10 protein-coding genes are annotated in these 14,171 nt (G+C 37.8%); 8 read left to right on the plus strand and 2 right to left on the minus strand.

The annotated features are described in order from the left end of the window. Positions 1-15: 15 nt before the first annotated feature. From KSX81_RS23620 to KSX81_RS23650, 7 genes are all read left to right on the plus strand, one after another. Complete coding sequence (locus KSX81_RS23620) at positions 16-999, plus strand: vWA domain-containing protein (RefSeq protein WP_004295974.1); 984 nt, start codon at positions 16-18, stop codon at positions 997-999. Between the two features lie 45 nt (positions 1,000-1,044). Further along, positions 1,045-2,073 (plus strand): VWA domain-containing protein, encoded by a 1,029-nt coding sequence (locus KSX81_RS23625; RefSeq protein ID WP_004295973.1) that lies wholly within the window; start codon positions 1,045-1,047, stop codon positions 2,071-2,073. A gap of 8 nt (positions 2,074-2,081) precedes the next feature. Next, positions 2,082-2,804, plus strand: coding sequence for a tetratricopeptide repeat protein (locus tag KSX81_RS23630; protein WP_004295972.1), 723 nt, complete (start codon positions 2,082-2,084; stop codon positions 2,802-2,804). A 31-nt stretch (positions 2,805-2,835) separates the two neighbouring features. Further along, entirely contained in the window at positions 2,836-4,665 is a 1,830-nt protein-coding gene (locus KSX81_RS23635) for a BatD family protein (protein ID WP_004295971.1), read from the plus strand. Positions 4,666-4,683: 18 nt separating this feature from the next. Beyond that, a complete protein-coding gene (locus tag KSX81_RS23640) occupies positions 4,684-5,517 on the plus strand; it encodes a tetratricopeptide repeat protein (RefSeq protein WP_004295970.1) in 834 nt (277 codons plus the stop codon). A gap of 128 nt (positions 5,518-5,645) precedes the next feature. Then, complete coding sequence (locus KSX81_RS23645) at positions 5,646-5,936, plus strand: DNA-binding protein (RefSeq protein ID WP_217725726.1); 291 nt, start codon at positions 5,646-5,648, stop codon at positions 5,934-5,936. A gap of 77 nt (positions 5,937-6,013) precedes the next feature. After that, positions 6,014-7,135, plus strand: coding sequence for a universal stress protein (locus KSX81_RS23650; protein ID WP_004295968.1), 1,122 nt, complete (start codon positions 6,014-6,016; stop codon positions 7,133-7,135). Positions 7,136-7,376: 241 nt separating this feature from the next. Here KSX81_RS23650 and KSX81_RS23655 read toward each other — a convergent pair whose 3' ends face one another. Together KSX81_RS23655 and gyrA are read right to left on the minus strand one after the other, a co-directional pair. Continuing rightward, positions 7,377-8,591, minus strand: a complete 1,215-nt coding sequence (locus KSX81_RS23655) for a tetratricopeptide repeat protein (RefSeq protein WP_004295966.1) — start codon at positions 8,589-8,591, stop codon at positions 7,377-7,379. Between the two features lie 32 nt (positions 8,592-8,623). Further along, entirely contained in the window at positions 8,624-11,200 is a 2,577-nt protein-coding gene (gyrA, locus tag KSX81_RS23660; RefSeq protein ID WP_004295965.1) for a DNA gyrase subunit A, read from the minus strand. A 357-nt stretch (positions 11,201-11,557) separates the two neighbouring features. On the opposite strand from gyrA, the gene KSX81_RS23665 reads away from it, so the two are divergent. Beyond that, positions 11,558-14,086 carry an ATP-dependent Clp protease ATP-binding subunit gene (locus KSX81_RS23665; protein WP_004295964.1) on the plus strand — a complete coding sequence of 843 codons (2,529 nt, stop codon included), beginning with the start codon at positions 11,558-11,560 and terminating at the stop codon, positions 14,084-14,086. Positions 14,087-14,171: the final 85 nt, after the last annotated feature.

A 14,171-nucleotide genomic window follows, 5' to 3' on the forward strand; every position in this document is an offset into this window, starting at 1 on the left:
TAAATCATAAATAAAATGGTTTTTGCCAATATTGAATATCTGTTTTTGCTATTATTGCTTATACCGTATATTGTATGGTATATCCTGAAGCAAAAGAAAAGTGAAGCAACTCTTCAAATTTCAGATGCCCGGGTATATGCGCATACACCTAAAAGTTATAAGAATTATTTGTTGCATGTTCCATTTCTATTACGCTGCCTTGCTTTAGTACTGGTTATTTTGGTTCTTGCACGCCCGCAAACTACTAATAAGTGGCAGAACAGTGAGATAGAAGGAATTGATATTATGCTGGCTATCGACGTTTCTACCAGTATGCTGGCTGAAGACTTGAAGCCGAACAGACTGGAAGCTGCTAAAGACGTAGCTGCAGAGTTTATCAATGGACGTCCCAATGATAATATCGGTATTACATTATTTGCAGGAGAAACTTTCACCCAATGTCCGTTGACTGTAGACCATGCTGTATTATTGGATATGATACATAATATCAAATGTGGTCTTATCACTGACGGTACTGCTGTCGGTATGGGTATTGCAAATGCTGTAACCCGCTTAAAAGATAGCAAAGCGAAATCCAAAGTTATTATCCTATTGACGGATGGTACAAATAACAAGGGAGATATTTCGCCTATGACAGCGGCAGAAATAGCAAAAAGCTTTGGTATTCGTGTATATACCATCGGAGTAGGTACCAATGGAATGGCTCCTTATCCTTATCCAGTCGGAAATACGGTGCAATATGTAAGTATGCCGGTAGAAATTGATGAAAAGACATTGACAGAGATTGCCGGAACGACAGATGGTAACTATTTCCGGGCTACGAGCAACTCGAAGCTTAAAGAAGTATATGAAGAAATTGATAAACTGGAAAAGACGAAACTGAATGTAAAAGAGTATAGTAAGCGGGACGAAGAATATCATTGGTTTGCTTTAGCAGCTTTCCTCTGTGTCTTGTTGGAAGTACTATTACGTAATTCGGTACTCAAGAAAATTCCATAAGGATGTTTGTCAATCGTTATTTGCCAATCATAAAATAGTAAGAAGATGTTTCGATTTGGAGAACCTACATATTTATATTTATTGTTGCTATTACCTTTTTTAGCAGCTTTCTACTTGTATTCCAATTACAAGAGGAGAAAGAATATCCGACGTTTCGGAGATCCGACTTTGTTGGCTCAGTTAATGCCTGACGTATCCAAATATCGTCCGGATGTAAAATTCTGGATTATTTTTGTTGCTATTGGTTTGTTCTCCGTATTACTGGCACGCCCTCAATTCGGTTCAAAACTGGAAACGGTTAAACGCAAGGGAGTAGAGGTAATTATTGCTTTGGACATTTCAAACTCTATGTTAGCGCAGGATGTACAGCCTAGCCGTTTAGAAAAAGCAAAAAGATTAATATCCAGATTAGTAGATGAGCTTGATAATGATAAGGTAGGTATGATTGTATTTGCCGGTGACGCTTTTACACAGCTGCCAATTACAAGTGACTATATTTCCGCTAAGATGTTCTTAGAATCCATTAGTCCTTCGTTGATTTCTAAACAGGGTACAGCTATTGGGGAAGCAATCAATCTGGCAGCTCGTAGTTTCACTCCGCAAGAAGGGGTAGGACGCGCCATTATTGTTATTACTGATGGTGAAAATCATGAAGGTGGTGCAGTGGAAGCTGCCAAAGCTGCGGCAGAAAAGGGTATTCAGGTAAGTGTATTGGGAGTAGGTATGCCTGATGGCGCTCCAATACCGGTGGAAGGAACGAATGATTACCGCCGCGACCGGGAAGGTAATGTGATTGTTACCCGTTTGAATGAAGCTATGTGTCAGGAAATTGCAAAAGAAGGAAAAGGTATATATGTACGAGTAGATAATTCTAATTCAGCCCAAAAGGCCATCAATCAAGAAGTGAATAAAATGGCGAAATCTGATGTAGAGTCGAAAGTATATACGGAGTTTAACGAACAATTCCAGGCTATTGCATGGGTTATTCTACTATTGTTATTGGCAGAAATCTTAATTCTGGATCGCAAAAATCCTTTATTTAAGAACATTCACCTGTTTTCTAATAAGAAATAGTTATACGTATGTTAAAAAGTAAATATATTCTATTCGCTGTATTTCTGTTAGCGGCAGCTGGTGTATCGGCTCAGAAAGCAGAACGCGACTATATCCGTAAGGGAAACCGTCTGTTTAATGATAGCGTATTTGTTGATGCAGAGGTGAACTATCGGAAGGCCTTGGAAGCTAATCCCAAGTCTACGGTATCCATGTATAATCTGGGAAATACCCTTTCGCAACAGCAAAAGTTTCAGGATGCCATGGAACAATATGTATCGGCCAGCAAAATAGAAAAAGATAAAATGAAACTCGCCCATATTTATCACAATATGGGAGTAATTTTCCAGGCTGGTAAAGACTATGCCAAAGCTGTAGATGCATATAAAATGTCACTGCGTAATAATCCTACCGATCATGAAACCCGGTACAATTTGGCTCTCGCACAGAAAATGCTGAAAGACCAACAAAATCAGCAGAATCAAGATCAAAATCAGGACCAAAACAAAGATCAGCAAAAGCAAGATCAGAAACAGGACCAGAATAAAGACAAACAGAAGGATCAGAAACAAGATGAAAAGAAAGATCAGCAGCAACCACCGAAATCTGAAAAGAAACAAGACAATCAGATGTCAAAGGAGAATGCTGAACAATTACTGAACTCTGTCATGCAGGACGAAAAAGATGTGCAGGATAAAGTGAAGAAGCAACAAAAAGTTATGCAAGGCGGTCGCTTGGAAAAAGATTGGTAATATAAAGTTGATGATATAAATTTCATAAGCAATGAAAAAACTGATTATTATATTGATGGCATTGATAGCATATAGCACTCATGTGTTTGCTGATAAGGTGTCTTTTACTGCTTCTGCTCCTGATGCAGTGGTAGTAGGCGAACAATTCAGGCTGTCGTATATTGTAACTACACAAAAAGTGAAAGATTTTCGGGCACCATCAATCAAAGGTTTTGATGTATTGATGGGTCCAAGCCGTTCACAACAAAGTAGTACTCAAATAGTGAATGGTAATGTTACATCTACTAGCAGTATTACATTTACATACATATTAATGGCTAATAATGCCGGAGAATACACAATACCCGGTGCCTCCATTATTGCCGATGGTGACCAAATGGTGTCAAACTCAGTAAAGATTAAAGTATTGCCACAAGATCAAGGTGGCAATAGCGGACAAAATAATAGTAGTAGTGGTTCTATACATTCCTCATCTGGTACAAGTGTCTCTAATCAGGACCTTTTTATTATGGCAAGTGCCAGTAAAACAAATGTGTATGAACAGGAGGCTTTTGTCCTGACCTATAAAATATACACCAGAGAATCCAACTTACAACTTAATAATGCGAAATTGCCCGACTTTAAAGGTTTCCATTCTCAAGAAATAGAAATGACAACCAATGCAAGATGGACTCCCGAACATTATCAGGGACGTAATTACTATACAACGGTTTATCGCCAGTTTGTTCTCTTCCCGCAACAATCAGGAAAGCTATATATTGATCCGGCACAGTTCCAGATGACTATCGGAAAACCTGTGCAATCAGATGATCCTTTTGATGCCTTCTTCAATGGAGGAAGTAATGTCATTGAAATTAAAAAAAATATTTCCACTCCTAAGATAGCAATAAATGTCAATCCGCTTCCTACGGGTAAACCTGCAGATTTTTCAGGTGGAGTGGGAGAGTTCAATATATCTTCTTCTATCAACAGTAAGGAACTGAAAACCAATGATGCTATTACTATTAAACTGGTAATATCCGGTACAGGTAACCTGAAATTGATTTCTAATCCGGAAATTAAATTCCCGGATGATTTTGAAGTATATGATCCCAAAGTAGACAATCAAGTCAGATTAACCCGGGAAGGACTCACAGGCAATAAAGTTATTGAATATTTGGCAATTCCGAGACATGCCGGAACATATAAGATTCCGGGAGTATCTTTCAGCTATTTTGATATTCGCTCCAAGTCTTACAAAACACTGAAAACAGAAGATTATGTAGTAAATGTTGAGAAAGGTGCAGGTAATGCGGATCAAGTAATTGCTAACTTCACGAATAAAGAGGACTTGAAAGTATTAGGTGAAGACATCCGTTATATCAAACAGAATGAAGTTACTCTCCAACCTAAAGGAAGTTTCTTCTATGGTTCAATGACATATTGGTTATTCTATATCATTCCGGCTCTTGCCTTTATTATTTTCTTTATTATTTATCGTAAGCAAGCTGCTGAAAATGCAAATGTTGCTAAAATGCGTACGAAGAAAGCAAATAAAGTGGCAACGAAGCGTATGAAGCTTGCAGGAAAATTACTCTCCGAAAATAAAAAAGATGCTTTCTACGATGAGGTATTAAAGGCATTGTGGGGATATATAAGTGACAAACTGAATATTCCGGTATCTCGTTTATCTAAAGATAATATTGAAGAGAAACTAAGAAATCACGGAGTAAATGAGGAACTAATCAAAGAATTCCTGAATGCATTGAATGATTGTGAATTTGCACGGTTTGCTCCAGGTGATGAGAATCAAGCTATGGATAAAGTTTATTCTTCTTCAATAGAAGTAATAAGCAAAATGGAGAATTCAATAAAACATTAACCCAGAAGAGATTATGTCATGAAAAAGATATTATTTTTTATATTATTATCAATGTCGCTTACTTGTTTCGGACAAGATTCGTTAAGCATTGATACTAGACAAACGAATGGAGTTGATTCTATCCACGCTTCGCATACCACATTTTCCAGTAATACACTGGAAGATGCAACAAAAGCTGAAGGAGATTCCGCATATATAAAAGAAGATTATGCAGCAGCTATTCAGATATATGAAGCATTACTGAAAAATGGAGAAGCTGCCGACGTCTATTACAATCTGGGAAATAGTTATTATAAAATAGGGGAGATAGCGAAAGCTGTTTTAAATTATGAGCGTGCTCTGCTATTACAACCAGGAAATGGTGACATCCGTGCTAATCTTGAAGTGGCACGTGCAAAAACAATAGACAAGGTTGAACCTGTTCCTGAAGTATTCTTTGTTTCATGGATCAAATCTCTGACAAATAGTATGAGTGTAGATGCATGGGCCACATGGGGTATTGTCTCCTTTATTCTATTGATTATCGCTTTCTATTTCTTTATATTCTCCAAACAGATTATGTTAAAGAAAATAGGATTCATATCAGGAATCATTTTGCTGATTGTCACTGTTTGCTCTAATCTTTTTGCTTCGCAACAAAAAGAGCATTTGGTTAATCGAAGTGAGGCGATAGTAATGAATCCGAGTGTAACAGTACGAAGTACTCCAAGTGAGAGTGGGACTAGCTTGTTTATTCTCCATGAAGGGAGAAAGGTAAGTGTCAAAGACAACTCTATGAAAGAATGGAAAGAAATTCGACTGGAAGATGGAAAAGTCGGGTGGGTACCTGCTTCTGCTATCGAGGTGATATAAAGGTCATTAATAGATTTTATATATTCAAGAAAAAAAGATAAGCAAATAATTTGTTTTATCTTTTTTTTTGCTTAAGTTTATAGCGTGATAAAAAAATCACATAGTATTAACCATTAAATTTATGAGACATGAGAACAATAACGTTTAATGAACTTCGTAAAATTAAAGATTCATTGCCTAGCGGTAGCATGCATAGAATAGCAGACGAACTTGGTTTGCACGTAGATACAGTGCGAAACTTCTTCGGAGGACACAATTTCAAGGAGGGAAAAAGCGTCGGAATACATCTCGAGCCCGGTCCAGATGGTGGGCTTGTAATGTTGGATGACACGACCGTTCTTGATCGGGCTTTAAAAATCCTAGATGAATTGAATATGAGTATGCAAAAAGAACAGGCTACCGAATCTGTGAAAGTTTAAAATATAACAAACTGAATCCCAATTGAATCAAACAATTGGGATTTCTTATTTGTTTTCACCTTATAAAATGTACATTTATGGAAGACAAATTAGTAACCCTGGCCATTCTGACATACACCAAAGCGCAGATCTTAAAGAATGTCTTGGAAAATGAAGGTATAGAAACCTACATTCATAACGTTAATCAAATACAACCGGTTGTTTCATCAGGAGTGCGTTTACGAATTAAAGAAAGCGATCTGCCACGTGCTTTGAAAATAACAGAAAGTTCTACATGGCTGTCTGAAAGTATAGTGGGAGAGAAGGAGCCCAAAGTAAAAGATAAATCAAATAAGATTTTAATTCCCGTCGACTTCTCTAATTATTCGATGAAAGCATGTGAATTTGCATTCAACCTGGCAAAAACAGAAAATGCAGAAGTCATCCTGTTGCATGTCTATTTCACGCCTATTTATGCATCGTCGTTGCCTTATGGGGATGTTTTCAATTACCAGATTGGAGATGAAGAATCTGTAAAAACGATTATCCAAAAAGTCCATTCTGATCTCAATGCTTTATCAGAGAAGATAAAAGAAAAAGTTACATCAGGCGAATTTCCCAACGTTAAATATAGCTGCATCTTACGTGAAGGTATTCCAGAGGAGGAAATCTTAAGATATGCTAAAGAACAGCGTCCTATGGTCATCATTATGGGTACCCGAGGCAAAAATCAGAAAGACATTGATTTAATTGGCAGTGTAACCGCTGAAGTTATTGACAGGAGTCGCACGGCTGTATTGGCTATTCCGGAAAATACACCATTTAAACAGTTTAGTGAAGCAAAACGGATTGCCTTTATTACCAATTTTGATCAAAGAGATCTAATTGCTTTCGAGGCATTCTTTAATACTTGGAAATCATTCCATTTTTCTGTATCTTTGATACACCTTACAGATTCTAAAGATACCTGGAATGAAATAAAACTAGCAGGTATAAAAGAATATTTTCACAAGCAATATCCGGGGCTTGAAATTCATTATGACGTAGTGATGAATGATAATTTATTAAAAGGACTTGATCAGTATATCAAAGATAATCATATAGATATAATCACTTTGACTTCTTACAAAAGGAATATATTTGCTCGATTATTTAATCCAAGTATTGCCAGAAAAATGATTTTCCATTCAGATACACCATTGCTTGTTATTAACAGCTGATCAAATCAGGCAAAAAATGAGCATCCAAGATTAGGGAATAATAAGTATTATGTTTAATAGAAAAAGGAGTAATATAATGACCTTACTCCTTTTTCTATTTTTATTTAAATGAAGAAATTTACCTGTTCCACTCAAGTCCATATCAAATATAAGATTTTTCAATTACTACTTTAAACTATTGAATAAAAAAAAGAAGACTACTATTTCTAATAGCCTTCTTATATTTTTTCAGAAAACGATCTTACTTCATCATCTTATCGATTTCTTCGAATTCAGGTCCCATATTCAAGTTATAGTAAACTCTGTAAAGACCTTGCAACCATAAATCTTGTTGATCGGGTTTTAAAGCTCTGGCTTTTTCATAGAATGGTTTAGCTTCTTCGTAGAATTTCTTAACCACAGCTTGTGCTTCAGCGTACTTAGGATCATTGATATCTGTTGTTGCTTTATCAGCATAATCCTGTGCTTTCATCAAATATACCAAACCTACATTAGAGTATGCTTCTGCATATTCCGGATCAGCAGCAATAGCTTTTTTGTAGTATTCGATTGCATTATCATATTCTTTCATATTATGATAAAGATATGCTTTTACATACAAATACAACTTGTTATTCGGATCATTAGCTAACATTCTATCAGCAAACTCCATAGCTTTAGAAGCTTGATTAGAGCTATTATAATAATCAACCAAATTAGCGAAGAAATAATCATTTCCAGGGAACTTAAGGATACCCTCTTCCAAAGACTTAATCCATGCAGCAGTATCACCTTTAGCTTTATAAGCATCAGCCATCAATTGCATTGCAAATTTACCTCCATCTTTATCGGATAAAGCCATAGGAGCATATTTAATGATCGCATCTTTATCGCCTACTCTATCAGCAGCTAATGTTGCATAATAAGCAATTTGCGGAAGAAGAGTATCGTTTTTAGCCAATTCTTTATCAGCTAACATCGGATAAGAAGCTGACTCTACATAGGTTGCAAAGAACTTCAAAGCCTCTTTATTCTTGTCCAGGTTGAAATACTGAATACCACCATTAATCAAATTAGGACGTTCAGCCAACATACTGGAAGCATTAGCCTTCCGATATTTGTTTTTAACTTTTCCCTTTTCATTAGGTATTTCCGCTAATTCATCACACTTATTATAGTACTCATACATTTTCAGAATACTATTGTATACTTTCAATGTATCATACGGTTTCTTCAAAAAAGCATTTTTCATTTGCTCCTCGTTGATACGTCTCTGAATAAATCCAGCAACGTCCCATGTGTCAGCAAGATCCTTCGTTTCAGGATTCTTCATAGCCTCCTTAATAAGCTGTTCAGCCTGCTTAAAATTAGGTTTTACGTCATTAGCCATACTCTTTGCTTCTTTCACATTCTTCATCTGAGCGAATGAGAAGCTAACAGCCATCAATAAAACCATAGAAAATAATACTCTTTTCATGATTGTTGTTTGATTAATTATTAATATTATGTCTATTCCTCAATTTCGTTATTGCTTTCGTTTTCATTTACGTCCGCTGCATCATCAATATCAGGAACATCAGCATTCGGATCACTCACGATTGTACCCTCTGCCTCTTCTGCCGGAATTTCATCTTCAAGACTTTCTGTCATAACCTTACATACCGAACCAATCTGGTCGTTACGTTTTTCAAGATTTATCAGACGAACGCCTTGAGTAGCACGGCCCATTATACGAACATCCGCTACCTTCAAACGAATAGTGATACCAGACTTATTGATAATCATCAAGTCATTTTCATCGGTTACCGACTTGATTGTTACCAACTTACCTGTCTTTTCGGTAATATTCATGGTCTTCACACCCTTACCTCCACGGTTCGTTTTACGATAGTCTTCAATTTCAGAACGTTTACCATATCCTTGTTCGGAAACTACCATTACAGATTCTGTTTCCAAATCTTTGATACAAATCATTCCTACTACTTCATCCTGACCATCATTATCCAACGTAATACCACGTACACCTGTTGCTGTACGTCCCATTACACGAACTGCTGCCTCATGGAAACGAATTGCACGACCATTGCGGTTTGCAATGATGATTTCATTATTTCCATTCGTCATACGAACTTCAATTACGCTATCATCTTCGCGGATAGTTATAGCATTTACACCATTCTGACGAGGACGAGAATACTGTTCAAGCAATGTCTTCTTTATTACACCTTTCTTAGTACAGAATAATACATAGTGGCTATTGATAAACTCGGAATCCTCTAAACTCTTCACACGCAAGTATGCAGTTACATTATCATCCGAATCAATATTCAACAAGTTCTGAATAGCACGGCCCTTAGAATTCTTCGTTCCTTCAGGTATTTCATATACTTTCAGCCAATAACACTTACCCTTTTGTGTAAAGAACATCATGGTATTGTGCATGGTAGCAGGATAAATATGCTCTACAAAGTCTTCATCACGGGTTTCCGTACCTTTCGAACCTACTCCACCACGATTTTGTGCACGGAATTCGGTCAACGGTGTACGTTTAATATAACCCATATGAGAAATTGTAATAATCATCTGATCATCTGCATAGAAGTCTTCCGGATTAAATTCTTCTGAAGAATAAACAATTTCAGAGCGACGTACATCTCCATATTTCGCTTTGACTTCTAACAATTCCTCTTTCATTACCCGACGACATACTTCATCATCAGCCAGAATACTTTCCAAATAAGCTATCTGCTTCATTATTTCTTCGTATTCCGCATGAAGCTGATCCTGCATCAGACCGGTTAACTGACGCAAACGCATTTCTACAATTGCACGAGCCTGAATTTCTGTCAGGTTAAATCGCTCAATCAAGCCTGTTATTGCGTCATTCGGAGTTTTTGCAGCACGAATGATACGAATTACTTCATCAATATTATCTGAAGCAATAATCAAACCTTCAAGAATGTGCGCACGCTCTTTCGCCTTACGAAGATCGAACTGAGTACGACGAATAACAACTTCGTGTCTATGCTCTATGAAATATTTAATTAAATCTCTTAGATTCAACGTTTTTGGACGTCCATGAACCAAAGCCACATTGTTAACACCAAAAGAGGTCTGCAAAGCTGTCATTTTATAGAGTTTATTCAACACTACACTTGCATTTGCATCACGTTTTATGTCAATAACAATACGCATACCATCACGGTCAGACTCATCGTTGGCATTTGAGATACCTTCTATCTTCTTATCATTTACAAGATCAGCAATATATTTAATCAGTTCGGCCTTATTTACATTATAAGGAATCTCTGTTATTACGATCTTGTCATGTGTTTGTCCGCTTTCAATTTCAGCTTTCGCACGCATAATTACACGTCCGCGACCTGTCAAATATGCTTCGCGTACACCACTCACACCATATATATATCCGCCAGTAGGGAAATCCGGTGCTTTAACAAATTCCATCAGTTCCTCTACCGTAATTTCCGGATTATCAATATATGCATCACATGCTTCAATCACTTCCGAAAGATTATGAGGAGGCATATTGGTAGCCATACCAACAGCAATACCGGATGCTCCGTTCACCAGAAGGTTCGGGATACGCGTCGGCATCACCTTAGGTTCCACCAGCGTATTATCAAAGTTTGGCTCAAAATCAACGGTTTCCTTATACAGGTCATCCATCATTGCTTCACCCAACTTATTGAGACGAGCTTCTGTATAACGCATAGCAGCAGGGCTATCACCATCCACAGAACCAAAGTTTCCCTGTCCATCTACCAAAGGATAACGCATTGCCCATTCCTGCGCCATACGTACCATTGCAAAATAAACAGAAGAATCCCCATGAGGATGATACTTACCAAGTACCTCACCCACGATTCTCGCTGACTTTTTATAAGGTTTGTCTGAAGTATTGCCTAATTCCATCATTCCGTATAAAATTCTACGGTGAACAGGCTTAAATCCATCTCTAACATCCGGAAGGGCACGCGAAACGATGACCGACATGGAGTAGTCAATGTACGATGACTTCATTTCCTCCTCGATGTTAATCTTTATAATTCTGTCTTGTTCAAGCATTTAAAATGATTATTAATTATACATTCTACGGTTTGTGAAAAACCACGCTAAAGTACTACTTTTCCCCGATATACGAAAGTTTTTAGAAAGAAAGTTTTATCATGACCGAGACGATAACCCGCCAAACTTTAAAATACAAAAATAAAAAGATAAAAACGATAAATATAATATGGAAAGATAAATAACATCGGTAAAAAAGAGCCTATTATTTGTTATACCTTATATATATAATACAAATACACTGTTTTTATGGCACGCCATTTGTAGATATAAGAAATAAAGCAAATATTGCAATACAAACTTGATTAAATGCGTATATTTGCCAGTGAATAACCCTTAGAAGAAAAGGAAAAAAGTATGAATAATCAATTCTCACAAAGAGTTTCCGACATTATCGTCTATAGTAAGGAAGAAGCGAACCGGTTGAGAAGTAGGTATATAGGTCCCGAACACCTGCTTCTGGGAATACTCCGTGACGGTGAAGGAAAAGCTATCGAGATATTGTCTAAACTCAACACCAATCTGGCTGCTATAAAGCAACAGATTGAAGCTCAGCTGAAGGCAGAAGCTGATGAAATGTTATTGCCTGATGCAGAGGTGCCGTTATCTAATGATGCGGCAAAGATATTAAAAATGTGTATTTTAGAAGCTCGTGGAATGAAAAGTAACATCGCTGATACAGAACATGTATTATTGGCTATTTTAAGAGAAAAAAACAATATGGCGGCTTCCGTACTTGAAGCAAACGATATAAACTACGTGAAAGTACTGGAGCAAGCTACATTGCAGCCGGATGTCAATTCCGGCATGGGCTTTTCGGAAGACGATGAGGATGACGAAGAAATGTCTTCTCCTCGTTCCGGCAGAGGTGGTTCGGATGAACGCCAACAGGCACAAACCGCTTCCAAGAAGCCGTCTAATGATACGCCGGTACTTGACAATTTCGGTACTGACATGACAAAAGCGGCAGAAGAAGGACGGTTGGATCCTGTTGTGGGCAGAGAAAGAGAAATCGAACGTTTAGCGCAGATATTAAGTCGACGCAAAAAGAATAACCCAATTCTGATTGGTGAACCCGGTGTAGGAAAATCAGCGATTGTTGAAGGTCTTGCATTGAGAATCATTCAGAAAAAGGTTTCGCGTATCCTGTTTGATAAACGAGTCGTTGCTCTTGACATGACTGCTGTTGTGGCAGGAACAAAGTACCGTGGACAATTTGAAGAACGTATCCGTTCCATTCTCAATGAATTGCAGAAGAATCCGAATGTTATATTATTCATTGATGAAATTCACACGATTGTAGGCGCAGGCTCTGCAGCAGGCTCTATGGATGCCGCCAATATGCTAAAGCCAGCATTGGCAAGAGGAGAAATACAATGTATCGGTGCCACCACTCTTGATGAATATCGTAAGAATATTGAGAAAGATGGCGCATTGGAACGTCGTTTCCAAAAAGTAATCGTAGAACCGACTACTGCTGCCGAAACTCTGCAGATTTTGCGTAATATCAAGGATAAGTATGAAGATCATCACAATGTGTATTATACAGATGAAGCATTGGAAGCATGTGTCAAGCTGACAGACCGCTATATCACAGATCGTAATTTCCCTGATAAAGCCATTGATGCTTTAGATGAAGCCGGCTCACGTGTACATCTTACTAATGTCAATGTACCCAAAGAGATAGAAGAACAGGAAAAGCTGATCGAAGAAGCTAAAAACAAGAAAAATGAAGCCGTAAAATCGCAGAATTTTGAACTTGCAGCCAGCTTCCGTGATAAGGAGAAAGAACTTTCTATCCAATTGGATGAGATGAAAAAAGAATGGGAAGCCAATCTAAAAGAAAACAGGCAAACTGTTGATGCAGAAGAAATTGCCAATGTTATCTCAATGATGTCAGGCATTCCAGTACAACGAATGGCACAGGCCGAAGGCATCAAGCTAGCAGGTATGAAAGAAGATTTGCAAGCTAAAGTCATCGCACAAGACACAGCGATAGAAAAGCTGGTCAAAGCCATTTTGCGAAGCCGTGTAGGACTCAAAGATCCTAATAAGCCCATTGGCACGTTTATGTTCTTAGGTCCGACAGGAGTTGGTAAAACTCACCTAGCAAAAGAGTTGGCCAAGTATATGTTCGGTTCTGCCGATGCACTGATTCGTATCGATATGAGTGAATATATGGAAAAGTTCACTGTTTCACGCTTGGTTGGGGCACCTCCGGGATACGTAGGATATGAAGAAGGTGGCCAGCTGACAGAAAAAGTGCGCCGTAAACCATACTCTATTGTATTGCTTGATGAAATAGAAAAAGCACATCCGGATGTATTCAATATCCTGCTTCAGGTAATGGATGAGGGTCGTCTGACTGACAGTTATGGCAGAATGGTAGATTTCAAAAATACCGTTATTATCATGACTTCCAATATCGGAACCCGCCAGCTGAAAGAATTTGGACGTGGTGTTGGTTTTGCGACACAAAGCCGCCTGGATGATAAAGAATTCTCGCGAAGTGTTATACAAAAAGCTCTAAATAAATCATTCGCGCCTGAATTCATCAATCGTGTAGATGAGATTATCACGTTTGATCAACTTTCTCTGGAAGCGATAACAAAGATTATAGACATAGAGCTAAAAGGATTGTACGATAGAATAGAATCTATTGGTTACAAGCTTGTTATTGAAGATAAGGCGAAAGAATTCATCGCTAGCAAGGGATATGACATACAATATGGCGCCCGTCCTTTGAAGCGCGCAATTCAAACCTATCTGGAGGATGGTTTATCCGAGCTCATCATTTCCTCGTCTTTAAAAGAGGGAGATACTATTCAAGTAACCCTTAATGAAGAAAAAGGCGAATTGGAGATGAAAGTTGTTTCTCCGGAATAGAGTTATTTCCTGAATAAGAAAATAATTTAATATGCCATAATGTCAGACCTTCGGGTCTGGCATTTTTTTTGTCTCTGTATGGACA

This window comes from Bacteroides sp. MSK.18.37, assembly GCF_019129155.2.
Lineage (GTDB): Bacteria > Bacteroidota > Bacteroidia > Bacteroidales > Bacteroidaceae > Bacteroides > Bacteroides ovatus.